The 25,365-nt window shown below is 64.4% G+C and carries 14 protein-coding genes; 9 read left to right on the forward strand and 5 right to left on the reverse strand.

The window, feature by feature from the left end; translation table 11 throughout:
* Nucleotides 1-30: 30 nt before the first annotated feature.
* Nucleotides 31-753: a hypothetical protein gene (locus BS329_RS11210; RefSeq protein WP_076159008.1), complete on the forward strand. Its 723-nt coding sequence runs from the start codon at nucleotides 31-33 to the stop codon at nucleotides 751-753.
* On the opposite strand, the gene BS329_RS11215 is transcribed toward BS329_RS11210, so the two are convergent.
* The 5 genes from BS329_RS11215 to BS329_RS11235 form a co-directional block, all read right to left on the reverse strand.
* Entirely contained in the window at nucleotides 736-1,980 is a 1,245-nt protein-coding gene (locus BS329_RS11215; RefSeq protein ID WP_076159011.1) for a TIGR02679 family protein, read from the reverse strand. The two genes, BS329_RS11210 and BS329_RS11215, sit on opposite strands and share 18 nt — an antisense overlap.
* A complete protein-coding gene (locus tag BS329_RS11220; protein WP_076159013.1) occupies nucleotides 1,980-6,017 on the reverse strand; it encodes a TIGR02680 family protein in 4,038 nt (1,345 codons plus the stop codon). The genes BS329_RS11215 and BS329_RS11220 overlap by 1 nt, the downstream gene beginning before the upstream one ends.
* Nucleotides 6,014-7,207, reverse strand: a complete 1,194-nt coding sequence (locus tag BS329_RS11225; protein WP_084749579.1) for a TIGR02678 family protein — start codon at nucleotides 7,205-7,207, stop codon at nucleotides 6,014-6,016. Before BS329_RS11225 ends, BS329_RS11220 begins: the two co-directional genes overlap by 4 nt.
* A complete protein-coding gene (locus BS329_RS11230) occupies nucleotides 7,204-8,748 on the reverse strand; it encodes a TIGR02677 family protein (RefSeq protein WP_076159016.1) in 1,545 nt (514 codons plus the stop codon). The genes BS329_RS11225 and BS329_RS11230 overlap by 4 nt, the downstream gene beginning before the upstream one ends.
* A 117-nt stretch (nucleotides 8,749-8,865) precedes the next feature.
* Nucleotides 8,866-9,891, reverse strand: coding sequence for a hypothetical protein (locus BS329_RS11235; RefSeq protein WP_076159019.1), 1,026 nt, complete (start codon nucleotides 9,889-9,891; stop codon nucleotides 8,866-8,868).
* Between the two features lie 566 nt (nucleotides 9,892-10,457).
* Between BS329_RS11235 and BS329_RS11240 the strand changes: the two genes are divergently transcribed.
* From BS329_RS11240 to BS329_RS11275, 8 genes are all read left to right on the forward strand, one after another.
* A complete protein-coding gene (locus BS329_RS11240; RefSeq protein WP_076159021.1) occupies nucleotides 10,458-11,939 on the forward strand; it encodes a hypothetical protein in 1,482 nt (493 codons plus the stop codon).
* On the forward strand, nucleotides 11,936-12,679 hold the full coding sequence (locus tag BS329_RS11245) for a hypothetical protein (RefSeq protein ID WP_076159024.1): 744 nt from the start codon (nucleotides 11,936-11,938) through the stop codon (nucleotides 12,677-12,679). Before BS329_RS11240 ends, BS329_RS11245 begins: the two co-directional genes overlap by 4 nt.
* Nucleotides 12,679-15,564 carry a coiled-coil domain-containing protein gene (locus BS329_RS11250; RefSeq protein ID WP_076159027.1) on the forward strand — a complete coding sequence of 962 codons (2,886 nt, stop codon included), beginning with the start codon at nucleotides 12,679-12,681 and terminating at the stop codon, nucleotides 15,562-15,564. The genes BS329_RS11245 and BS329_RS11250 overlap by 1 nt, the downstream gene beginning before the upstream one ends.
* Nucleotides 15,565-15,585: 21 nt before the next feature.
* Complete coding sequence (locus BS329_RS42465) at nucleotides 15,586-17,094, forward strand: hypothetical protein (RefSeq protein ID WP_143252974.1); 1,509 nt, start codon at nucleotides 15,586-15,588, stop codon at nucleotides 17,092-17,094.
* A complete protein-coding gene (locus tag BS329_RS42470) occupies nucleotides 17,091-18,146 on the forward strand; it encodes a hypothetical protein (protein ID WP_143252975.1) in 1,056 nt (351 codons plus the stop codon). Before BS329_RS42465 ends, BS329_RS42470 begins: the two co-directional genes overlap by 4 nt.
* 425 nt (nucleotides 18,147-18,571) lie before the next feature.
* Nucleotides 18,572-20,575, forward strand: a complete 2,004-nt coding sequence (locus BS329_RS11265; RefSeq protein WP_076159035.1) for a type I restriction-modification system subunit M — start codon at nucleotides 18,572-18,574, stop codon at nucleotides 20,573-20,575.
* Nucleotides 20,572-21,804 carry a restriction endonuclease subunit S gene (locus BS329_RS11270; RefSeq protein ID WP_244197108.1) on the forward strand — a complete coding sequence of 411 codons (1,233 nt, stop codon included), beginning with the start codon at nucleotides 20,572-20,574 and terminating at the stop codon, nucleotides 21,802-21,804. Before BS329_RS11265 ends, BS329_RS11270 begins: the two co-directional genes overlap by 4 nt.
* Nucleotides 21,804-25,244 carry an RNA-binding domain-containing protein gene (locus BS329_RS11275; RefSeq protein ID WP_076159040.1) on the forward strand — a complete coding sequence of 1,147 codons (3,441 nt, stop codon included), beginning with the start codon at nucleotides 21,804-21,806 and terminating at the stop codon, nucleotides 25,242-25,244. Before BS329_RS11270 ends, BS329_RS11275 begins: the two co-directional genes overlap by 1 nt.
* The last annotated feature ends 121 nt before the right edge of the window (nucleotides 25,245-25,365 follow it).

Raw genomic sequence — 25,365 nt, forward strand, 5'->3', positions numbered from 1 at the left:
TGATCGCCAAGATCGCTGGAGGGTTCCGGAATGGGGCGGAAGAAAGCGACGTCGACTGGTCCTCCTCCGTGGACCCAGCGCGACGAGGCGTTGCGGTACACCTGCTATCTCGCGGCCATGGTCGCGGGTGGACACGACCTCAGCCTGACACCGGAAGTGCTCGCTCCCTTTCCGGCCGTCAACGCCGATGATGAGCGGCTGTGGGCCGTCGGGCAATTCATCCTGTCCGATTTCCGGGCGTTGGGAAATGGAAGCTGGCAGGTCAATACGCCGATGGTCGTCGGCACTGGGGCGGTGGGGTTGGGTTTGGTCGCCGGATCGCTGATCGGTGGGGCTGTCGCCAAGTCCCGGGCGCGCGCGGCGGCGCAGGCGGCTGCCGTTCCTCGATGGGTGCCGATGGATCGAGGTTCCGTCTATGCCAGCAGCTACGGCTTCTACCTGTACACGCCACAGGTGTTTCGGTGGCGCTGGAGCGCCATGACCGCGGCGAGCATCGTGGCTCCGGCGACGTTGCATTTCGCCGGGGACAGCGCTAGTGGCCCGATCTCGTGGCTTCTGCAGTCGGACTACGCGGAGCTGTTGTTCGTGATCTGGGCTCTCAATCAACATCCTCAGCATCCGCAACTGGTGACGGGTGGCTGGCTGCCCCGAGGGTGGCTCCAGCACGCCCGGGCTCATGGCAGGCAGCCCGACATCGTTCCAGCACTCATGCCCGCCCTGCCGCCGGCGGACACTTCAGTGGCTGCCGACTGAATCGGCGAGAGCTCGCAAGTCGTCCATCAGGGCAGGCAACATCAGTTCTTCCTCGATGCGCAGGCCGCGCAGCTCCATCGCCGCACGGAGTCCGGTGTCCCAGGTGGCCTCCACCGGCCTGCCGGTCAGCTCGCCACCGGTCGCCGTCGCCGCGGTATACGTGGTGGCGTCGAACCGCCACGGCTGCCAAGCGACCCGGCCACGCAGTGTGTTGCCGATCCGGATGCCACCCCAATCGAAGTCACCGTGATACCTGAACCGGGCACCGTCCGCGATGAGCAGGTCGAGCAGACGCCACACGGCAGCGGACGGCTGGCCGCTCACGCACACCAGAGGAGGGCAGCGGGGGCCCAGTTCGTCGGCTGCCGAGGCCAGGACTATCGGGTTCTCACAGACCGACACGATCTCGCCTCCGGCTCCGAGATCAGCGAGTGACAGCTGACGCAAGGTCAGAACGCAGGGTTCCCCGGTTTCCTTGGCCAGTGCGAGGATCCGGCCCGTCACCGTCTCGCCGCCGCCGGGCAAACCGAGGCACAACACGGACGACGACAGCTCGTCGCGGTGCACACCGACCGCCGCCCAGGAAGTACGGCGTTCGCCCGCCGTTCCGTCTCCCGCCGGTGGTGTGCCACGGAGGACTCTCGCCGCCGAGAGGACGATCGTCGCCAAGGGGCGCCCGTCGTCCAGGCCGTGCGCGTCGCCCGTGGTTTCCGCCGCGAGGCGGCCCAACGCGATGCCCTCCGAGGGCAGCTCGGCGAGTACGCGGACCGCGGCGGTGATCAACGCCGAAGCGCTCCCCGGATCGGAAGCCAACCTCCGGACCAGGCCGGTGGCGTCCAACCAGCCGCGCCAAGTCACCAAAGCCGGACGTCGTGCGACCAGCTTGTCCAAGGGCAGGTACGCCGCCGCCCATGCCGCGGCTTCGGTCGCCCGGTCCGGTACGGTTCCGATCAGCAGCCGGGTCGCGTCGGCGAGCCCGTCCGGTGCCGAACCGCTGCGCCGGAGCACCGCGTCGACTTCATCGAGAGAAACGCTCAGGGAGCTACCGGTACCGGCCCGGCGGCCGAGCAACCGCTCGATGGCCCTGCGCTGGTCCTGTGTCGCCGAACCGAGGGTGACGATTCCGCTCAACGGCTTGCCGGTGACCATCCTTCTGCGCAAGCGATCGAGCAGCCACGCCGTCTCTTCACCGCCCAAGAGCCTGCGGAGGCGGTCAAGATCGGCCATCAGGCACTCGGGACATACGGGATCGGCCGTCGCTCCTGGACCCGCTCGCGGCCGTTCCATCGCCAGGGCGTCACCAGCACGGCGTCGATTCCGTCGCGCCGGGCGAGCTGCGCGATGGCCAGACCGGGCACCTGCGGGTAGCAACCCCATTCGCGTTCGCTGGTCATCACGACGTCGAGGTCGAACGCCGCGAGCAGGCCGAGGCATTTGGCCCGTGAGTCGTCGTCGACACCGGCGAACGCTTCATCGAGCGCGACAAGACGTGGCGTGTGCGGATTGGCCGAAGACGAGTAGAACGAGGACGCCGCGGCGAAGAGGGGAACCGACGCGGCGAGCACCCGTTCGCCGCCGGAAGCCGGGCCGGTCGCCGACCGCCATTGTCCGTCCTGGTAGCGCTGGATCGCGAATTCGTGCCAACTCCGGTAGTCCAGCGCACGCGTCAGTTGTTCGACCCAGCCACCCGCCGCGTCCTCGGCGTGCTCGCGGTTGATCTGCTCCTGCAGGAACCGGCCGACGGCGTTCCGGTCTTCCGCGCTCCAGGCGTCGGCGATCTGCCGTAACAACCGGTCCCGCACGCGATCGAGTCCGTCGGGCGCCGTCCGCGAAGTACGCCACTGCAACCGCAGGCGCATTCCGGTCGACGTCGGCCGGGCTTCCAGGTCGCCGTTGATGGACCGGACCTGGTCCTCGGCGTTGCCGATCAACTCTTGCAGCGTTCCCGCCACTTCGTTGATGAGGTGGTTCTCGAGGATCTCGCGTTCCTTCGCCGAAAGCAGGTTCGCCCGTTGCTCGTTCTCCACCTCCAACGCGGCCACCAGGGTCGGAATGTCCTGAGTGCGCCCTTGGAACAGCACATCGACCACGATGATCCCGTCCCGCACGGTCATGCCGACCGAGTGGCCGTGCCTCGACAGCGCGTCGGTCAGCAGCTTGTGCTCGGCCGAAACGCGCTGCTGCACCAGCTCCCAAGGCCGGTCCGCGTCGTCCACGCCGTCCAGCGCGGCGTTGATGGCCCGCGCGAGGGCGACCGCCGGATTGGGCGCCCATTCCTTGTCAGGGTCGGGAAAGTCCAATTCGGGAATGGCCGTCGTCAACAGTCCTGTCGTCGCGAAGGCCCGCAGCTCACCGATGGCCTGGTCACGTTCGGCCACGGCGGTCGCGATCGATTCCCGAAGCGTCACGCGCCGCCCGTTGGCCGTACCCCGCTCTTCGCGCACGACCTGTTCGTCTCTGCGCACCTGCTTTTCGCGGGCTTCTCGCTCATCCAGGTCCGTAGCGACCGCGGCCAGCTTCCGGTAGAGCTCATCGACTCCCGCACCCGCGGTCTCGACCAGGACGCGGTGGCGTTCCGCGACGATCTCGGCTTCGGCGCGGGCGTTGACGGCCGACTCCCGCGCTTCGCCGTGGTGTTCGGCAGCGGCCAGCAGTTCGTCTTCCGCCTTGACCGCGTCCGCGCGGGCCCGAGCCAGTGCCCGCGCCGCGGGCCAAAGCCCGGCCAAGGCGACCCGGTAGTCACCAAGGGCTCCGCGAACCCGAGCCAGTTCCTCGAGATCCGTTGGCAGACCGACATCGCCGGCGAACTCGATGACCCTTTCGCGAGCCTGTTCGGCCTCGTCGGAGCATTCGCCGGAAACCACGACGGCTTCATCGAGGCGGACGTCGATCCGGCGTTTGGACTCGTGTTCACCGGCGAGTTTGACATGAGTGTCGCGGAGATCGTTGTCGTTCGGCTGAGCCCGGTGTTCAGCGGTGAGGGCGGCTCGCTGGGCGGTCAGCCTGTCCACGGCGTCCGCCAGCTCGGCAAGGTGCCGATCCAACCGGGCGGCCTCTTCGCGCAATCGCAGAATCCGTTCCCTGCGCGCGGCTTCGCGTGCGCCCTCGCCCAGGTAGCCGGCCTTGTCCTTGCGCCACGCTCCACTCAACACGCCGACGGCGAACCTGCCGTCCACCGCGACCCAGGTGTCCGCACCAGGCCCGAGACCGATCGCGCGCAAGACCGTTTCGACCACGTCGTCGGCCAGGGCCGCGGCTTGGGGATCGGCCCGATCGATCGCCGGTGCGAGCACAGCGGTGAGGCCGCCTGCCGGGGCGGCGATACCGGGCTTGACGACCACGTCGCCGGTCAACCTGCTGTGCAGCCCGCCATCCGGGGTCACCCAAGCATCGAGAATGCCCGCGGCCTCCAAAGCCGCTTCGAGTCCGGCTCGGTGCTCATCGTTGACGCCGGGGACGAAGTCCACGACTTTCCACAGCGGAGCGCCAGGGCGGTCGACTCGTGCTTCTTCGTCACGGGTGTACGGCCTTGGCGGAGCGTCATGCCCGCCTGCCTCCAGCCGTGCGATCTCATCGGCGATCGCTCGTCGCTCGTTCTCCGCCGCTGTTCGTTCGGCGTCCAGGGCTGCCTGCCTGCGACCGAATTCGGCGGTCGCCCGCAGCACCGCTTCTTCCACGGCTGACGCGGCCGGATTCGCGCCCGCGAGGGTCTCGGTCCACGCGTCAAGGGCGTCGAGCAGATCGTCCACATCGGACAGTCTGATCTGCTCCGTGCTCGCCGCATAGGAGCGGTAAGCGTCGACGAGTGCCGCACCGTGCTCGACGATGGCTGCTTCGGCCACGGTGATCCGCTCAGCGGCGCCCTGCTGTTCGGCGGTGATCCGGTCCACGCTTTCGCGTGCCGAACGCAACGCGGCTTCGGATTGTGTCGCGGCGTTGAGCAGCCGCTGCAGCTGGTCGACAGCGTTGCCCTGCCGTTCGATGAGCGCCTGCCCGGCACGCTCATCTTCGTCGGCGACGACAGCGGCATGCCCCTCGGCCACGTAGGCCGCCTCGGCGGCTTCCTGGGCGATGTCCTTGGCCTGCTCCAAAACCGCGAGGTCGGCGGCGGTCGTTCGCCGTGCCGTTTCGGCTTGCTCTTCACGGCGCCGCAGGTTGCCGACGGCCGACGTCAGGTCACGCTCTCGCTCGGCGGCGAACTTGCTAAGCCGGTCGGCCTCTCCTCCCACCTGTTTCAGGTTTTCGGCGTCCCGCATTTCCGGACTGCTCTGCAGCGCGGCACGTCGTGCCTCCAGCCGGGTCCTCGCCGTCGTCAACTCGCCGAGCAGTCTTTCTGTTTCTTCGAGTGCCACCGTCGCTTTTTCATAAGCGGCCTCGGCTTCGCCCAGCTCGCGGCCGAGCTGTTCGTACTTGCTGTGGGTGTGCCGCACCGGAGCCGCCCGGCGTTTGGCCGCGATCCGGGAGTAGCGCCGGTAATGGCCGAGAAACTGTTCCGCCGCCGTCTTCGCTTCGGCGAGAGCGCGTAAGGTCTCCCGCTCCTCGTCCAGCCCACGGAACGCTTCCGCGACCGTGGCCACCAGTGCCGGGTCGAGCGGCGGAAGTGCCTCGGTGAGTGCCCGGGACAGCAGTTTCTCGTCCGGTTTCTTCGACAGCTGCGGCTGCCGAAGCTGGATCAGCAGATTGACGAGGGCTTCGTAGCGGTGGATCCCCAGTCCGAACAGGGCTTCGTCCACCGCACGACGGTATTCCGACGCGGTGTCGTACACCAGGCCGTGCCCGTCCACGGCGTCCTTGAGCTTCTCCCTGGTCAGCGCCACCCTGGTCGGGCTCACCAAGGAGAGGTCCCGGCCGACGCGCTGGTCGGTGACGAAGAACCAATGCCTGGCGATGCCGCGTCCGGCGACGGCCTTGAGCCCGCAGCCGATCGTGCGGTATTCGGCGCTTCCGTCGGGAAGGGCACGGCCGAATTCCAGCCAGGTATAGCCGAGGCGTTCGTTGTGCGGATGTTTCCCGCCGAGCAGCAGGTTCCATTCCATGCGTTTGTTGCGGTCGCCGTCCGGTTCCACCCGGTGTGCCGACAACTCGCCGTCGAGCAGGAACGGCAGGGTGAGCGCGAGCACCTTGGACTTGCCGGTTCCGTTGTTGCCGCGCAACAACAAACGGCCGTCGTGGAAGTGGAACTCTTCGAGGTCGTAGTAGAACAGGTCGACCAGGCCGGCACGGAGTGGTTGCCAGCGGGCCCTGTCCGGGACGGGCGAAGTCATTTCCCGGTCTTCCTCTCCCGAATGGTGGGTGCGTCGAGCCGATAGCGGCCGATCGCGGGCAGCGCACGCACCATCGGCGGATCCCCTTCGGAATCCTCCACGAGGCGCAGTGCGCGCAGCTTGTGCAGCGCGATGGCGAGGAGTTCCTCGTCCGCACCTTCTTCGGTGACCCCGCGACGCCAGTAGGTGGCGTGCTCGCGGGCGATCTTCCTGACATACGCCAGTACCCGTTCGACGGGCACGGGCCCGTTCCGCGCCGCGAGGTACTCGGCGACGAGAAGGGTGACGTGGCCGTCGGTGCGCTGCTCGGGCATCCGCACGTCGGTCAGTTCGTCGTCGGGATCGACCATCGCGATGCCCTCGGCGCGGACTTCGGCGACCAGGCCGACGGCGTCCTCGATCCGGTGCGTTATCGCGTGGCGCTGGCTGGCCAGGTACGCCTGCTCGTCGTCGGCCAGCTCCTCGTAGTAGACCACCGGATCTTCGAGCAGGCGGCGGGTGAGCCGGTGGCGTAACGCCCGGTTGCGCAGGTCGTCGGTGTCGGCGACGGGCTCGTGGGCGAGTTGTTCGAGCCTGGTTTCGAAATCGGCGGCCTTGACCGTCGAGGGGCCTCGGCCACTGGTCAAAAGCGCGGCCAGCACCCGGCGCTGGACGTCGTACAGGACGTCTCCGTTGTCGCTCAGGTAGGAGTCTTCCTCGCCGGCGACACGCTCGAGGACACCCCAAGTGAGCAGCAACCGGACCGCGGCGACGAGATCCGAACGTTCGTCACGCCTGCTCAACGTGAACGACACCCCGGCGTCGATGAGCTCCGGCTCACCCGCGGCCGCGAGCACGCCTTCGGCGAGGCGGCCGAGGGTGATCTGCGCGTCGGCTCGCTCCAAAACGGCCAGTGCCAAGCAGAGCAGGACGTACCTGCGGCGGCCGAACGGTGGTTTGCCCTTACCGTCTCGCGCCGGATGGGTCGCGTCGGTCAGCGTCGGCGCGGTTTTGAACAAGCGCGCGGATTCCGCGCCGACCAGCAGCCGCCAGCCGGTCTCCGTGGCCAGCCAGTCACGCAGGTCCGCCGCATGGCGCCGGACCAACCGCAGTACCTCGTCGTCCGCCCCCGCGGTCAGCAACGGCTTGGCGAGCAGCGCCCGCAAAGCTTTTCGCTTCTGCGCGGCGGTTTCCTCGCCAAGCACGGTCACGCGATCGCCTCCACCCGGCCGTCTCCGGTCAGGTCGATGATCTCGATCAGATGCTCCGGCCCGCGGAGAGTCCCGTCCTCGGTGTCGATGCTCACCGTTCCGCCACCCCGTACGAGGGTCAGGCGAACCTCCATCGTGCCGTCGCTCGTGGTGGTCCGGACCACGGGATCGCCAGGTGCCCGGGCCGAGAGCGCGTCACCGAGAAGGCCGAGGAACAGCCGGAACGCCCGCGCGTCGAGTTCTCCCAAAGCGGACAGCCGTGTCGGTCCCGGCGTCGCCAGCCGCTCACGTGCCGCGGCGACCTGCTCGGTCTCGAGAGCCGCCTGCTCGGCCAGGATCCGCCGCTGCTCCGCGCGGTCCGAGACCCGGTTGGGCTGACCGCGCCGCTCGTAGGATCCTGTCCGGCGTAACTGCGGGCTGATGTGCACCCCGGCCGCTTGCCGCCACGGCGTACTCGGCGCGGGTTGCTCTTCCTCCCACGCGGCAACGGTTTCGCTGTCGACCGTGAGATGCCGCGCCGAACCGAGCCCGAACGCCGTCCGCCACAGCCGATGCGCCGCGTCGTCGTCCGGGGCCTGGGCGAACCACCGCGCCAGCGTCCGGAAATCCGCCGAGCGATCGGAACGCCCGGAACGACGTTCGTTGAGCGCGGCCACCGTGTCGATGAGCTGGGTGATCGCCGTGACAGCGGCCCCACGCAGCAGCCGCGCCTGCGACTGACGGCGAGAATCGGCCGAAACAAACCAGTCGTGCAGCCCCCGCCACCGATTTCGCCAAGTGTCGTAACAACTCTCGATAGCGGCCGCATTCTCGTGATCATCAGGCGCGACATCGACCGCGTCGCGTTTCGCGGCCACCATGAGCAGCTCTCGCACACCGGCTTCTTCGATCTTGCCCAGGAGCGTCGCGATCTCCGCACCCCGGTTGGCAAGATCGGCGATGAACCGGTTGACGTAGTCGATCAGCCGCTGCTTGTAGGCGACGAACGCCTCCACGTCCCCGTCGGCGAAATCGATGACACGACGTAGCGACGCCATGAACGCCTGCGCGTTGTCGGCCAGTCCGGTGAACCGCTCGGCGAGCGCGAGCAGCAGCAAATGCACCTTCGCCGGGTCAAGCTCCCGCGCCCCCGCCAGCTCCACCAGCGCTCGCAGCTGCGCCGCGATGTCCTCCAGCGCCACCGACTGCAGCGAACCCCGGCGCCCCAGCGCCTGGTCATAAACCGCGAGTGCCTCTTCCGCGGCCTGGCCCGCCGCAGTGAGCTGGTACAGATATCGGGCACGATGGAAGTCGGCGACACTGGTTACCCGGCTGGTGTCGGGATCGGCCCGCAGATTGCCCCACTCGACCAGCTTGTCCAGCGCGTCCGCGACCTGTTCGATGTCACCCGGCCTGCCCAGGTCGGCCGCGACGTCCTCCGGCCGCATGTGCACGATGAACCGGTCCCTCGCCCGCGCGAACGTCAACAGGACGTCGCGATAGAGCGCCGCGTTCGGCGCACTCAGGTGCGCGAACGGCTGAGGCTCCTGGTCGGTGGTCACGATCCCATTATGGAGAGGGCACCGACAGTTCCGATGGCACCCCTCCGGATGCCTGGTCAGAGGGGAACCGTTCTTGCCCGGCATCCGGTGTCGTCGGCACCGGCGTCGCAGGTGTGATCAGCGGCGCCGCTTGTGTTTGTCGCGCTGGTCGGATCGGGACATTCCGGCCAGAGGATGCACGGTGGCGTGCCGAGGGCGACCCTCGCCGAGCTGAGCTTGGGCCAGGTTGCGTAGCTCGTCCAGGCCGGTTAGGTCGGGGTGGCCGGAGGCCAGCAGCGCCGCCACCATCTCGCGCGCCTGGCCGGTCGGGATCTCGGCGAGCGCGCCGGTAATAGCGGCGGAGCCGCCGATTTCCAGCAGGTGGAGGAATTGCTCGGTCATCGCGCGCAGCCCCTCCTCCGGGGCGAGCTCGTCGACAGTGATTTCGCCGTCATCGATCAGCATCTGCGTCACGATGGGGCCTAGCTGCTGGTCCGCGCGCAATTCGTGCAAGAACGCGGACCGGTCGGGGATGGTCTGGGCCAGCACGTCGAGCATCGCGGCCGCGCGGATGCGGAACGGGCAGCCGCGCACCCCGTCCAGCAGGCGGGGCAGTCCGCGCTCCTGGCCGCCGTGCGTGGTCAGCCACTCGGCGATCTCCGCCTCGGCCGTTTCCGGGCTGTAGTGCTCGGCGATCATGCCCAGCAGCTGTGCGGGTTCAGCTTCGGACAGCTCACCGACCAGCGGTGCGTAGCGACCCGCGCGCAGCAGCTGGGCGTGTACCGCCCAGGTCGCCAGGGGCGTGAGCGAGATCAGCTCCACGGGACCACCGTCAGGGTCGAGCCCGGCCCGTAGCCGGTCCATGGCGTCTGACGGCAACGGCGCGGGTTCGTGGGGCTCCAGGTCCCAGTCACGGTTCAGATCGGCCCGATACACCGGATCGGGCCGACCGACGGTCAACTCGACCGCGCCGAATTCGGCCACCACGTTCAGCGGTCGCCGCAGGTCCGCGCCGACACCGTCGCGCCACCGCATCGTCGTCGCGGCATCGAAGTCGCCGACGTAGAACGCTTCGGTGCAGGCCGACCAGACGCTTTCGGCCATCCGGATCACCGGTATCGGCTCGGGCAGCCCGTAGACAGTGTTGAGCACATCGGGCAGCACCTCGTCGAGGATGCCGATACGGCAACGCCATCAAGATGCTCCGGCAACTACCCGTTGCAGCTCGTGGTCTTCCTCTCACGGCAGTGGCCGGTCAGGCTGGACCTCGAATACTCGCCGCGTACGGCGGACCTTGTCCATGAAAGGCGGGCTGAACATCTCGACGGTGTGCGAGTACCGGATAATCGCTGATTGTCGTGCATCCGCCTTACGGATCAACGTCAGACTCTGCTCCGTCGATCGAACCGTCCGTCGCTCAACGTAGTGCGTCGTGATCACCGAGAGAGGTGAATCAACAACAACCCGTTCTGCGCTGGTGTTGGCGCAAACGGCCGCGAGCGTGATAACCGATAGTAATAACGGGTTCACCAGATCGAGTGGCGAGCTGTTGTAATGCTTGGGCGTCGATGGCCGACGTGATGTTGTGTTCTGTGCCGCTAGTCGATTTGCGGTCAGGCGTAGGCACACCGAGGGGGTGACGCCACGTGAGTGATGTCTCGGCCGTGGGACGCGCTGCGTTTAACGAGTCGTTTGGCGATCGTGTGCGGGCACTCCTACGTACTCGGCCTGTGGCCGACGCGGCGGACAACGCGACACGCCAGTCATGGGGAGCGTACGGCTACGACGTTGTGACGCTCGCACTGGCAGCCATCGACACGGTGATCGCCAGGCAGGGTTTCGACAACGAAGTCACCTATGACGAGGTTGTCGCTGGGCTCGGTGCGCTGGGCGCGAACGCTCATCCGGACCGTCCCGCCGACGAACACAGTGCGGTCGCGCGATATGTCGTCGACGCGCTGCTGAATCGGCGGGAACGCGAAGCGCCGTACAGCTATCAGATTTCGATCTTCGGCCGTGACACCGACGGATCCGTTCGTCATCGGCTGATTCCGGCCGAGTTTCGGCTGTTGACCGAACACGAGGATCACTCCAGGGGCATCAATGTTCTCCGTGCATCGACGGACGCGATCAACGCCTTGGTCGGCGGACTGGAGTTCGACGTCGAGGACGAGCAGGCCGCGGTCGAACTCATGCTCGCCCGGCAACTCGAACGAGGAGCGTTCGGGCAGGCGGAGAAGGCGGCGGAACGATCACGACTGCTTTCCGTTCGCTATGCCGACGAGCTGCGGACGCTCCTGGCAGACACGGTGCGGGACATTCGGACGGTGCTCGCCCAGTGGGCGGAGCACGTGCCGGAGCAGTTGGAGCGCAACCGCGCGCATCTCGAGGAACGGCTCGCGGCGGAATCCAGGCTGCTTGACCATGTCCGCGGTGCGCTGGACGCCGCGGACGCGGAACCCGCGGTGGCTACGGCGGCTGCCCGCATCGCGGGTCTGCTCGAGGAGTGCCGTAAGCGGCACACCGAGCTACATGGAAGATTGGTCAGCGCGCGGATCATCTTCCTTGACGAGCAGACGCGCCAGTCGTTTCGGCCGGTCGGTGGATTGCGAAACCCCGACATCACAGACGGCGTGCTCGTCCCGCTACTCATGATGCCTGCCGCCGACGCGGTCGACCCTGCTGAGACGTTCGCGATCCTGCTGGCAGGCACCCGGGTGCCACGGATGGTCCGCTTCGCCGACCTGGTCGATGATCTGCTCGCGCCACGTCGCGAACCCACACCGGAGGAACCGCCGGCGCCCGAAGAGGAACTCGGCGATCCTGATCCACCTGCTGTGCCCCCGGCAGTTCTCGCCGCTGCCGCCAATGTGGTTGACGCTATCGGGTTGCCCGCGCGTCTTTCCGATCTCCTCCTCGCGGTTCGGGTGGCAGACCTGACGGACGGGGTCGATCGCCACGCGGTCGAACGGCTCATTGCCCTCGCGGTGCTGTGGAACTACGCACCCGAGACGGCGCAGGACGTGTCCACGGCGGTAGATACGGCTGCTCGTGTTCTCGGGCAGACGGCGGTGGTGGACGCCGACGGCACGCGGATCACCGTGCCCGGCTGGTCAGGTGACGACCTGATCGTGGCTGACGACGAGGAAGCACTCGCACGATGGGCAGCGACGTATTCGGTGGCCGTACGAGGTGATCGGGAGGCATCATGACCCTCAGCCAGCGCGATCTCGCCGATGTGGGCGTGCTCATCGGCTGCGCCCTGCGTCCGAAGACACGCCCCGGTGCCGACTCCGACTATCGGACCCTTCTCGGTCGCTACCGCGCCGATGTGGAGTTCCGGAACGCGGTCGACAGCATCCTCGACGGGTTGGACGCGCAGGTGCTGTCCGACTCGGATCTCGGATTGGTGCTCGGCGTACGCCGAGAGTCGGTGTTCGCTTATCACGTTTCGGATCTCCCGAATGTCGGTGGTGTGCGAGAGCGGTTGCTGGTTGGGCTCGTCAGCGTCGCCATCGCGGCGTACGCATTCCCGACTCCGGCCGACTTCGATGACGACCGCGTGCGGTGGGTGTCTGTCGATGAGATCGAACGCTTCGTCCGCGATATGTGCGATCAGCTCAAACGAACACCGGAAAAGACGTCAAGGGAGGACGAGTCGTTCGAGGAAGCGTGGCGTACCTACGACCGGTTGTCTCCCGGATACAAGGCCGACAAGGGAAAGAGAAAGGCACGCCGGTCTTCGGCATCGTCGCCCTACTGGGTCGCACATGTGCTCACCTGGATGGTCGACCAAGGACTCGCCCGGCCCGCACCTGCTCGTGGACCGGAGGTTTTCCAGCTGCTCGAACGGTTTCGAATCCAGGCAGGCGAACTCGCGGGGAACGCCACATACGACTTGCTGGCCGCGATCCGTCGCGGTGACTACCCGGCTGAGGGGGCGGGGGCGTAGTGACCTACCAACTGTCACGTCTGCGGCTGGCGAGCGTCGGTGACCGGGCCGCACGATTCACCGACCTTACGCTCGATATGTCATCGTCCGAAATGGCTGGTCAGCAGGAACCGATCGACTCGATTCTCTGGTTGCGCAACGGGGGTGGCAAATCAAGTCTGCTGTCCCTTTTCTTCGCTCTGCTTCTGCCCTTGCGAAGGGACTTCATGGGGAGGTCCGTCAAGCGCTATCTGGAGGACTACGTCGCTGCCGGCGACACCAGCCACACGGTCGCTGAGTGGGTGGCGCAGTCCGATGGCGGGTTGTTGCCACCGCCGCGGCTCATCACTGGCGCGGTGTATGAATGGGTCGATCGGCGCAAGCCAGTCGACCCCGACCGGGACCGGGACAAGCTCAAGGGTTGGTATTACACCTTCTTCGCGGTGCCAGGTGTACTCGATCTCGCCCACCTGCCCGTTCACGACGAAACGGACCGGATAAGGCCGATGTCCGATTTTGTCCGGTCGCTGCGTGAGATCGCGGCATCGCAACCACAACAGTTCCTGTTCTCGATCACTGACCAGCGCGGCCAATGGATGGAGACGCTCACCGCACGGAATCTCGACCCTGCGTTGTTCGGCTACCAGAAGCAAATGAACCACTCGGAAGGCGGGGTCGCCGAGCCGTTCAACTTCCCATCAACGGACAAATTCATCGACTTCTTGATCGACCTGACCGTCGACAGCGCGCAACCCGACCTCGTGGCGGCCAACCTTCGGAAGGTCATCGACGTCATCGGCCGCAAGCCGGATCTGCTTGTCGATCGCGATTTCTGCGCCGAGATGGCGGGCAAGCTCGATGTGCTGGCCGAAAGACACAGCCATGCTACGAACGCGGCCCTCGAAGCAGCCGAGGTGCGGCATGCAGCTGCTCGTCTCGCTGGCGCGTTCCGGAGCGCGGCGTCAGCTCAGGAGATTGACAAGGAGTGGTTCGCAGGGGAGGAGAAGCGCCTACGCGACGAAGCCCACGCGTTGGACCGCGAACGCAATCGTGTCAACGACACCGCGAACGAGCTGCTCAGGATCGCTGCCAAACATCGGCACGCCACCGCGGTGGCAGCACGTGCCGAGGCTACGACCGCGGCTGATAGCGCCAAAAACGAGAACTCGGCCTGGGAGGCCGTCGAGCCGCTAGCCGAGCTTATGGAAGCGGAACGTCAGGCAGAACACGTGCGCGTACAGATGGTTGCGGAGGAAAGGGAGACAGCGCCGCTGCGGGCAGGCCGGGATGACGCCGCTGCCACCCTGAAAGCCCGCTACCGGGAACTCGCTGACGACGAGCGCGTCGCCGAGGGACTGGAGAAGGCGGTCGCTGAGGAGGCCAATTCGAACGCGGACAGCGAGTCAGATCGAGTGCAGAAGAACCGCGAACTCGCCACTGAAGCCAGGGTGCGTGCGGAGAGCTTACGTGGTCAGGTGATAGAGATCGGCGAAGAGGTCGAAGCCGCGGTGAACCGAGCCGATCTGCCGGACGTCGATGCCGTTCCCGCAGTCGTCCTCGCCGAGTCGCGCGCGATTAAACGTGAAGCCAGCAAACAACTTGACGGAGTACGCAAGCGGCGGAACGAATGGCCGCCGCTGCGTAAGTTGTTGGGCGAACAGCGGAGAAAGTTGGCGGAAGATCGCGCTGTGAAAGCGGCCGAACGGGATCACCTGGCTGCGGACCACAAAAAGCTCGCCGTGAGTGTCGACGCGCTCGCAACCGACGTCAGGCTTGCTGAACTGATGCAGCTCGAAGAAGGCGGGCGGCTCGACCTGTGGGCTGAAGCCGCGGATCTACGCGCGACCTTAACACGTGCGGCTTCGACCGCTGAATCGGCCATTGTGGACACTCGTGTCGACGCGGCGGATGACGATCGCGCGCTGGACGGCTTGCGCGCTGACGATTTCCTACCTACTACTCGCGATGCACAACGTGCCGCCGAATTGCTCGTCGACAAAGGGGTGCCGGCACGTCCTGGGTGGGAGCTGTTGCGTGACCTCGTGCCCGAGTCTGAACGAGTGAGCGTGCTGACAAACGCTCATGTCGCGGAACTCGCCGCTGGTGTGGTCGTCGCTGATGTCGACGCCGCAGTCGCACGTGCCGCCGTGGCATCCCACGACTGGCGGACTGTTGCCCACGTGACGGTGTGCACCGCTACACAGATGCAGCAAGCCTTGAGTACGGCGGCACCCGAATGGCTTGTGGTTCCCAGCGATCCGGCGCTGTTCGATTTGGCCGCCGCGGAGTCCGCGCGAGCGGAGCGAGAACTGCGGCGTCAGGAACAGGATCAGCGAATCGTCGCACTTCATGATCAGGCGAAGGCGGATCGGATACTTCTGGGGACGTTGGAGACCCTGCTGCGGGACTGCCCGGCCGGCCACCTGGACGCGCTGGAAAAGACCATTGAAGAATATGGCGAGGCGATCGAAGAGATCGAGACCGCGGATGGGGAACTTCGTGAACAGATCGAGGAACTCGATAGGCAGGACTCGGCGGACGCCGACACGGAAACGAGGCTAAACAGGAAACTCGCGTCACTGGAGGGGAAGATCGAACGTCTGGACACCCTCGATGGCAGGGTGTCCGAACTGCCGGAGCTTCGGCGAGAGATTGAGCGTCTCGACAAGGACGTAAAGGCATACAACGGTTTTGCCGAGGGCGCCGCAGCTCGCGCGAAGGACTATCAAGATGCCGAACGAGCTGCTCGTGACAGCGTTGTAGAGCACAAGGCCAACAGAGAACGGTATGAGCGGGATGGCAGCGCGATCTCACTCCTCGACGTCGACCGTGACGCTGTTGTCACTGGAGTCGGCGAACCTCTTTCGGTGCTGCAGAGCCGATTCGTTGAGCTCAACTCGCAGTGAGCGACAGTCGCTGCGCAGTCCGTGTTAGCCGAACGGCTCAATGCTCACATCGAGCGCGGCAAACGAGCCGAACGAACACTCGCGACCTGTACGGAGCCCATCCGCGAGCGGGCAGCTGTACTGCTCGGCACAGGCGATGGGCAGGACTCGGAACGCCGTGCGGCGGCACGAGGACGTTCCCGAGACGAGGCCGACAAGGCCCTGACGAAACTGAATAGTGCCGAGTCCGAGCTTGAACACGCAGAGGAGGAAGTCAAGCGTCGGACGCCGCGTGACCGGTTGCGGCACGCACAGCTCGAAGTCGAACCCGCTACCGAGGCCGAAGCCCGTGAACTGGCTGAAACGGAGTCCATGCGGGCTACCGAGATGAGTGGCCGAGTCACCAACCTCCATCGAGAGGCAGACGAGGCCGGCAACTCCGCGACAGCTGCGAACACGGCCGCCCAGGTGTTCGGCCAGCAAGCCAGCCGGCTCGGCGATGCCACTGCTCCCACAGCTGTGCCGGATGGAGTGGCGGCGTACAGCGGTGACGATGCCGAGGCCGCATTGAAAGCTGTACTCGAACGTTTGAATTCGGCTACCGCCATCGCCTCGTCGGCTACGCACCGTGCGGAGAAGGCAATCGGTGATGTGCGGCGACTGGCGTCAGAGAACCGGTTCGCCGGTATTCCAGACGCGATCAGAGACCGGTACACCGGGGACGACCCCGAGGTCTTGGCTGAGCGGGCCGCCGCTCGTGCCGCCGAGATGCGGGTACGCCGCACAACCATCGAGGGGCAGCTCGCCGACATCGGGCGCGACCAGCGACTCGTGGTGGTGGAAATCGCCGCGCTGGTGCGTGACGTGCTCGCGAATCTTGACTCCGCACACCGGCACTCGAAGCTGCCAGGAACCCTGGGCGGGTGGGGTAACGAACACTTCCTGCGGATCAGGTTCGCCCGTCCCAGCGGCGACGAGGATCTGCACGCCCGGATCGACGCCGTCGTCGACCGAATCGTGACAGAGAAGTCGAAGCCCGAAGGCCTTGCCCTGCTCAAGCGATGTGTGCACGAGGCAGTGGCACCGCGCGGATTCACGGTCAAGGTGCTCAAGCCGAACAGCGACCTGGCGGTCGAGCCGGTCGACGTGACTCATCTCGGCAAGTTCTCCGGTGGCGAAAAGCTCACGGTATGCGTCGCGCTGTACTGCACCCTCGCTCGGCTGCGCGCGGTCAACCGCGGTCGGGGCAGGGATGCGCTCGGTGGCACGCTCGTGCTGGACAACCCGTTGGGCACGGCCAGCCACGTGGCCCTGCTGCGGTTGCAGCGGGACGTGGCAGCCGCGCATGGCGTGCAGCTCGTCTACACAACCGGCGTAGAAGATCTTGGCGCCGTCGGGCAGTTTCCGAACGTGCTGCGGATGCGTAACGCGCCAGGATCGCTCAGGACGCGAAGGTACGTTGTTCTGGAGGAGCGCTTCGGCTCAGCCGTCGAGGGCATCACAAGTGCTCGTGTGTCGAGTGACGAGCCGACGAACGGGGTTGCGTCGTGAAGCTGACCGCCTTGGCTCAGCATCTTGCCGATACGGTTGCGGTAGCGCCAAAGCAAAAGATCGAAGTCGAGACGTTGTACGTCGCCTCGGTCTCGTTCGACCGCAGTTTGGCGACTACACCGACCGCACGTGGCGAGATCCGTGCGGCGTTGGACGAGTTGGTTACGGCCGGGCTGGTGCTGTTCCCAAGCGCGGCACGATACTTCGACACCCGCGATACTCCGCCGTTGCCAATGTGGGTCCGTCGCCCGCCGCGCGAGCGCGTCGATCGCCAGACGAGATCACCGCGAGTGTGGCCGACTGCGCTCGAGGCGGCCGGCCGGATCGCAAGCCGATCAGACGAGCTCAGCTTGCTTGACAGAGTAGCCACTTTTCTTCGCGACGGCGGCGCGACGAGGCCTTCTGTGCCGACGCGCGAGAGATCGCTGGAACTGTTCGGTGACGAGAAACGGCTTGATGGGCTCGCTGCGACCAGACTGTTCACCTCCGGGGCGCTTACGCTAAATCTATTGCGCTGTCACTCTGTACCGATCCCTTTTGTCTCACAATGGGTTCCAGGGGTCAATGACCCTCTGGGCGCGGCATTGCTTATCGCCGAGAACCATCACACTTATACGTCACTTCTTGAAGTCACGCGGCATAATGCGGCCGTTGGCGGTTCGGGGCGGCATGTGGGATATGGAACAGGAAACCAGTTTCCATCGGCTGTGTTGTCGGTTCCGCTGTTGTCTCCACAGCCTGACAGGATCGTGTACTTCGGCGACGTTGATCTGAAAGGGTTGCAGATACCGGCAACAGCGAGCACGGCCGCGACACGGGCTGGTCTTCCGGCCATCGTTCCGGCATTTCCGCTATACGAGCTTCTTTTCGAGGTGGGGCAGGAGCTGCCGGCCGCACGAGTATCGGCGGACGCCGGGGCAGAAGCGGCCGCGTGGTTGGGTGTGCTCGCTGAACAAGCGTGCGACCTTCTGGTCGGAGGCGCACGTCTTCCCCAGGAAGCGGTTGGATACGAACTCTTGATGCGCCGCGGCGAAGCATTGGACCGAGTGTGAACGCAGTAGCGCTGGGCGACGAGAACGGGCAGGTCACCACTTCGATGGTCGTGGGCCTGGTGAGGTGGGCTTGGGACCGGTCGCGGGCGCCTTGACCGGCGGGCATACCAGGCGAAGTGTCACTATCCGTAACTGGTCGCCGCATTGTTGATTGACAAGCGATACGCCTGGGCGAGTCCGTAGGTCGCCGTGATCGCGGTCATGAGATCAGGGACCTAACCAGCAGCTGCTGCCACCAGGGCTGATCGGCAGTACAGGTTACGGTGCGGACACTGCCTGCAGTGAGCTGAAACATCTGATCCTTAGGTCCGATGACTAGCCATGATGAACGGATGTCAGGCGGCCCCGGCACGCCGACCTGGGCAGCCCTGGGCGCCGTGCCAGGATGGAGGGCCGACAGTGCCGAACCTGATGAGAGTCGATGAATGACTGAGCCAAGCCACACAATCAAGAACCACGCGGCGTTCATCTGGTCGGTGGCAGAAAAGCTACGCGGGGTGTATAAGCAGTCCGAGTACGGCAAGGTCATCCTGCCGTTGACCGTCCTTCGGCGGCTGGACTGTGTCCTCGAGCCGAACAAGGCGAAGGTCCTCGCCGTGTATGAGCAGTTCGGTGACCGGCCAGACTTTCTCCGCTCTGCGGCCGAGGTGCCGTTCTACAACACCTCGAAGCTCACCCTGACCCGGCTGCTTGACACCCCTGACGACCTCGCCGACCAGCTGAAGGTCTACCTAGCAGCGTTCTCCGAGGACGCGCGGGATGTGCTGGAGAAGTTCGAGTTCGACAAGCAGATCACCAAGCTCGGCCGGTCGAACCTGCTGTACCTGGTGGTGTCGCTGTTCTGCGAGATCGACCTGCACCCGGACACGGTGTCCAACATCGAGATGGGCTACTTGTACGAAGAGCTGATCCGCAAGTTCTCCGAGCTGTCCAATGAGACCGCGGGTGAGCACTTCACCCCGCGCGAGGTCATCCGCCTCATGGTGGACCTGTTGCTCACCGACGACCCGGATCTGGCCAAGCCAGGCATCATGAAGAGCATGCTCGACCCGGCCTGCGGCACCGGCGGCATGCTGTACACCGCCGAGCATCGGTTGCGTGAGCTGAACCCGCATGCCACCCTCCGCCTCTCCGGCCAGGAGTTGAACGAGGAGACCTACGCGATCTCCCGATCGGACTTCATGGTGAAGGGCGAGGACGCCGAGATCGCGTTCGGCAACTCATTCACCCAGGACGGGTTCGAAGACGAGCAGTTCGACTATCTGCTGGCCAACCCGCCGTTCGGCGTCGAGTGGAAGATGGTCGCCGACAAGATCAAGCAGGAACACGCCGATAAGGGTTTCGATGGCCGCTTCGGCGCCGGCTTGCCGCGTATCAGCGATGGTTCCTTCCTGTTTCTACAGCACATGATCTCGAAGATGCGCCGCCCGAACCGGGGCGGCGGCCGCCTCGCGATCGTCTTCAACGGTTCCCCTCTCTTCAGTGGTGCTGCGGGCACTGGCGAGTCGGAGATCCGCCGTTGGATCATCGAGAACGACTGGTTGGAGGCGGTGGTCGCGCTTCCCGATCAGCTCTTCTACAACACAGGCATCTCCACCTATCTCTGGATCGTCACCAACCGCAAGTCGAAGCAGCGTCAGGGCAAGGTCCAGCTCATCGACGCCCGCGACTACTTCGTCAAAATGCGCAAGAGTCTGGGCAACAAACGCAAGGAAATGTCGCCGGAGCAAATCAACGAGATCGTCCGCCTGCACCACGACTTCACCAAAGGCGACAAGGTCAAGATCTTCTCCAATGAGTCGTTCGGCTTCCTGCGTATCACGGTCGAGCGCCCGCTGCGTCTGCGATGGGAGGTGACCGAGGAAACCCGCGCCAAGTTTGCGGTGGACAAGAAGGTCGCCAAACTCTCGGCCGAGGTCCGTGAGGCGCTGCTGACTGGCTTGGATCGCTGGGGCGACGAGGTCATCACCGACAAACCTGTGGTCCGCAAGAAGGTCATTGAACTGATGGCCGGCGCTGGCCAGCGAGGCAAGGCCCTCCAAGACACCCTTCTGGATGTGCTCTCTGTTCGCGACCCTGATGCCCCGCCAGTACTGGACGATAAGGGCGCCCAGGTTCCAGACCCCGACCTCCGTGACTCCGAGAACGTCCCTTTGCCTGAAATTCCAGTCACCTTCGAAGCTGACGTCAAGGCGCGACTGGCCACTGTGGAGTACAAAACAGCGGTCAACGACTACCTGACCGCCGAGGTCCTCCCGTACGTCCCCGACGCCTGGATCGACCACGACAAAACCAAGATCGGCTACGAAGTTCCGTTGACCAGGCACTTCTACAAGTACGTGCCCCCGCGGCCACTCGCTGAGATTGACGCTGAGATCAAGCAGCTGGAAAAAGAAATCCAGGATCTCTTGATCGAGGTGACTGAATGAGTTGGGAAAGAATCCCGCTTCGACACGCGACTGTTGTGTTAAATCGTGGCACAGCGCCTGATTACTGCGAAGACGGTCCGGTTCGGATGATAAGTCAGGCCGCGAATCAAGGTGCGGGAATCGACTGGAATCGTACCAGGTTCCATGCTTACGACGGAGATCCGCGTAGGCTGAAGGGATTTCTGCAACCGGGCGATTCGTTCGTCAACTCTACTGGGACGGGCACACTTGGCCGTGTCGGCTGGTTCTCGTCTGGCCCGGACTCGCGTCCCTGCGTAGCAGATGGCCATGTCACCTTGGTTCGCTTCGATCCGAAACATGTACACGATCGCTTTGGATACTTTTTTCTCAAAAGTGACTCATTTCAAAACTTTATGTTTGAAACGTTGGTCTTCGGATCAACTAATCAAATCGAGCTTAGCCGGGAACGAATGCTTGGTGTTCCTATTTGCGTTCCTGGCGTGGCTGACCAACGAGCGATTGTGGACTTCCTTGATGTTGAGACCGCCCGTATCGACGCTCTGGTCGCCAAGAAGTACCAGTTGATTCGGGTTCTGGCCGAGTGGGAACAGTCGGAGATGCTCGAAATTGCAGGGGATTGGCGCAGGTGTGACACTGTAAGTCTCCGACAGTTCGGCACTTCAGTACTTACGGGGCCGTTTGGAACACAGCTTGCAGCTTCTGAATACATCTCAGGTGGGGTGCCGGTTATTAATCCGACGCATATCAAGCGTGGGAAGATCACTCCCGAGGAGATCGTGTCGGTTGCAGCTTCTGCGGCCGCGCGGCTCAGTCGGCACAGGTTGAGTGCAGGCGATCTTGTAATGGGGCGAAAAGGTGATGTTGGTCGCACCGCTATCGTTGATGCGCGCGCCGACGGTTGGCTTTGTGGGAGTGATTCAATTGCCATTCGGCCATCGCCGGAGCGGCTGATTCCGGCTTATCTAGCGATGGTGATGAGTATTGATATTTATCGTCAACAACTTATGGCGAAGTCGACCGGTGCGACGCTGGCGAACGTCAACGAGTCAACCTTGAAGGATCTTCGGGTACCCCACAGAAGCGTCGTTTCACAGGAAGAATGCGTGCGCATGGCTGAACATGTTAATGAATGTTATGAACGACTTGTTAGTGCCCTCGAGCAGCAAATCTCCTTGCTTCGGGAACACAGGCAAGCTTTGATTACGGCGGCCGTTACAGGGGAGATGAAGGTACCGGGGGTGTCTTGATGAAGCCGGACGAGGGCGCGTTTCAGGCTGAGATCGTTGCTTGGCTGGTCGATGTGGGTGGGTACGAGAAGGTCAGTGACCACGAGTTTGACCGGGTGGCTGGGCTCGACTTCGGGGTTGTGCTGGAGTTCGTCGGCGCTACCCAGGTTGAGCAGTGGGAAGAGCTGGTCGCGAAGTACGGCGACGTGGGAGCCGCGCAGCGAGGGTTCGAGGCCCGTCTCGTCAAAGAACTGGACGCGCGTGGAACCGTGGATGTACTGCGGCGCGGAGTGGTGGACCGGGGTGTCACGATTCGGCTCGTGTACTTCAAACCCGCCAGTAGTGTCACGCCGGAACTCGTCACACGGTACGAGAAGAACGTACTCGCTGTCGTCCCGGAGTTTCACTACGACCCCAATAGCGAGAACCGGATCGATCTCGCGCTGCTGGTCAACGGGTTGCCAGTCGCGACCGCCGAGTTAAAGAACGCGTTGACTGGATCGGGTATTGACGACGCCAAAGCGCAGTATCGAGATGCTCGCGATCCGAACAACGTGACGTTGGCCCAGCGCTGCGTCGTACATTTCGCGGTGGACACCGAGCGGGTGGCGATGACCACTAGGCTGGCCGGGGCGAAAACGCGGTTTCTGCCGTTTGACCAGGGGAACGACAGGGCCGCTGGGAACCCGTCGAATCTGAACGGGCAACGTACCGCCTACCTTTGGGAACGGGTTTGGCAACGTGACGCCTGGCTGGATCTGCTGCAGAGGTTCGTACATGTGGAGAATCTGCCGAGGGGTAGCAAGCGCGCGCGAAACATGATCTTTCCGCGGTTTCACCAGTGGGACGCGGTGCGCAAACTCGAAGAGGCTGCCAAGACAGAAGGGCCTGGGCACGATTACCTGATCCAGCACTCCGCGGGATCGGGGAAGTCCAACACGATCGGCTGGCTCGCGCACCGACTCTCCACGGTGCACGGCGCGGACGAGCGCCCAGTGTTCGACAAAATCGTGGTGATCACCGACCGGCGGGTGCTCGACAAGCAGTTGCAGGAGACCATCTACCAGTTTGAGCACCAGTTCGGGCTGGTGGAAAAGATTGACAGCGACTCTGGCCAGCTTGCGACCGCACTCGCCGGGCAGCGCGCTCGGATCATCATCACCACTCTGCAGAAGTTCCCTGTCGTCGTGGAGCAGGGCCTCCAGCTCCCGGACCGGAACTACGCGGTCATCGTGGACGAGGCGCACTCCTCGCAGACGGGGGAGTCTGCCACCAAACTCAAGGCGCTGCTCGGCGCCGGGGAACCGGAGCGGACCGACGACCCGGTCGGAGATGCGCTCGCGGCCATGGCTAAGGCGCGCGGAAAGCAGCCGAACATTTCTTTCTTCGCGTTCACGGCGACGCCGAAGGGGCGCACGCTGGAAATGTTCGGCAGGCGTAACTCCACCACTAAGCGGCGCGAGGCGTTCCATCTGTACTCGATGAGGCAAGCCATCGAGGAGAAGTTCATTATCGATGTGCTCGCCAATTACGTCACCTACCAGACGTACTGGAACATCGAGAAGAAGGTTCGCGACGACCCGGCGTACGACCCACGCAAAGCGGGTGCCGCTATCGCCCGGTTCGTCAGCCTGCACGAGTCGAACTTGGCGCAGAAGGCCGAAGTCATCATCGAGCACTTCCGGCGGCATGTTAAGCACAAGATCGGCGGCAGGGCCAAGGCAATGGTGGTCACCTCCTCCCGCGAGCACGCCGTCCGCTACACAGAGGCGCTGCGGAAGTACTGCGACGAGCACGGCTACCGGATCGGTGTGCTCGGTGCGTTTTCCGGCACCGTTGAGGTCGATAAAGTCGATCACACGGAAACCTCGATGAATGGATTTCCCGAATCCCAAACCGCCAAGGAGTTCGCCGGCGAAGAATGGCATTTTTTGGTGGTCGCGGAGAAGTATCAGACCGGGTTTGACCAGCCATTGCTCTACGCCATGTACGTGGACAAGACCCTGTCCGGTCTGGATGCCGTCCAAACCCTGTCGCGGCTCAATCGTATCGCCGACGGGAAGGACGGCACGTTCGTTCTCGATTTTCGTAACAAGACCGAGGATATTCAGGAATCGTTTGCCGAGTGGTACACCAGCACTGTTGCGCAGCCTACCGACCCAAACCTGCTGTATGACACGCGGCACCAGCTCGACCCCTACGGCGTTATCTGGCCGGACGAGGTGGAGAAGGCCGTCGCGCTGCTCATCGGCAACGGGAAGAACCACGGCCGGGTGCACGCCGCGCTCACCCCGGCTGTCGACCGGTTTCATGGCCTCGATGAGGACGAGCAGAGCATGTTCCGGGATGCGCTCGCCCGGTTCCTGCGCACCTACTCGTTCCTTTCTCAGATCGTTGAATTCACCGACAGCAAGCTGGAAGCGGACTTTCTGTACGGCAAGGCGCTGTCCGCGTTCATCAGGCCAGCCGGTGAAACCGGGCTCGATCTCGGTGCCGAGGTCGAGCTGGCCTATCTGCGCATCGAGAAGACATTCGCTGGATCTATCGAGTTGTCCGATGAAAGCGGTGACGTCAGTACCATATTCTCCGGAGCGGGAAAGCAGACCAAGGCGGAGGAGGAGCCGCTTTCGGCGATCATCGCCAAGCTGAACGAGCGGTTCAACACCGACTTCGCCGACGGTGACCGGGTGCATCTGGACGCCATGGTCGCCAAGATGATCGACCGGCCGGAGGTACAGCGCGCCGCCGCGGCCAATACCGAGGACAACTTCCGGCTGTTCCTAGCCAAGATCTTCACCGAGGAGATCGTCAACCACGTCAACGTGTCCAAGGACCTGAGCCTCACACTCATCGACAATCCGGACGCGCAGTCGATGGTGCTCGACACCTACTTGAAAATGGTGCAGGGCAAGGCGAAGGTGGCTTACCAGGAACACTGTCCGATCGGTGACCTGCTCGGGCCGGACCTGGAAAGCGCGCACCTGGAGTACAAGGCTTCGCTGTCGATCACCAAGGAGGGCGTGCGGTACAAGCCGTTGGAGACCGCCAGCCTCAAGACCATCGCGGCGTTCGCCAATAGCCGTGACGGCGGCACGTTGCTCATCGGAATCCACGACAGTGGTGTGCCGGTTGGGCTGGAACCGGACTTCGCGCACCTTCGCAAGCCGGACAAGGACGACACGGACCTATTCGGGCTGCATCTCAACAACCTCATCGTCGACTCGATGGGTGCCGCGCTCGCCGCCAACGTCAGTCGGCAGATACACGAGATCGACGGCAAGAGCGTCTGCCGGATACATGTCCACCCGTCCGGTTTCCCGGTAGACGCCCGGGTCACGGTCGAGAAAAAGGGTCAACAGCACAAGGAGACCAAGTTCTTCGTGCGCACCGGAAACTCCACCCGAGCCCTTGAAGAGCCTGAGAAGGTCAAGTACGTCTTGTCTCGCTGGCCGGCCAGCTGACAATGTAGCCAGGAGCTTGTTGTGAACAGGGGGAGAGCGTGAACGTCGGCTTGCATATTTCCGTCAGGGTCCCCTGGCAGGACGCAGGGTGGTCTGGGGTGGTCTGTGACGACCCCTTGGG

Source organism: Amycolatopsis coloradensis (assembly GCF_001953865.1).
In the GTDB taxonomy this organism is placed as follows: domain Bacteria; phylum Actinomycetota; class Actinomycetes; order Mycobacteriales; family Pseudonocardiaceae; genus Amycolatopsis; species Amycolatopsis coloradensis.

Excerpts from the sequence above, each read along its gene's own strand:
- BS329_RS11210 (WP_076159008.1), top strand. The coding sequence starts at position 31 with ATGGGGCGGAAGAAAGCGACGTCGACTGGTCCTCCTCCGTGGACCCAG.
- BS329_RS11215 (WP_076159011.1), bottom strand. The coding sequence starts at position 1,980 with ATGGCCGATCTTGACCGCCTCCGCAGGCTCTTGGGCGGTGAAGAGACG.
- BS329_RS11220 (WP_076159013.1), bottom strand. The coding sequence starts at position 6,017 with ATGACTTCGCCCGTCCCGGACAGGGCCCGCTGGCAACCACTCCGTGCC.
- BS329_RS11245 (WP_076159024.1), top strand. The coding sequence starts at position 11,936 with ATGACCCTCAGCCAGCGCGATCTCGCCGATGTGGGCGTGCTCATCGGC.
- BS329_RS11265 (WP_076159035.1), top strand. The coding sequence starts at position 18,572 with ATGACTGAGCCAAGCCACACAATCAAGAACCACGCGGCGTTCATCTGG.
- BS329_RS11270 (WP_244197108.1), top strand. The coding sequence starts at position 20,572 with ATGAGTTGGGAAAGAATCCCGCTTCGACACGCGACTGTTGTGTTAAAT.
- BS329_RS11275 (WP_076159040.1), top strand. The coding sequence starts at position 21,804 with ATGAAGCCGGACGAGGGCGCGTTTCAGGCTGAGATCGTTGCTTGGCTG.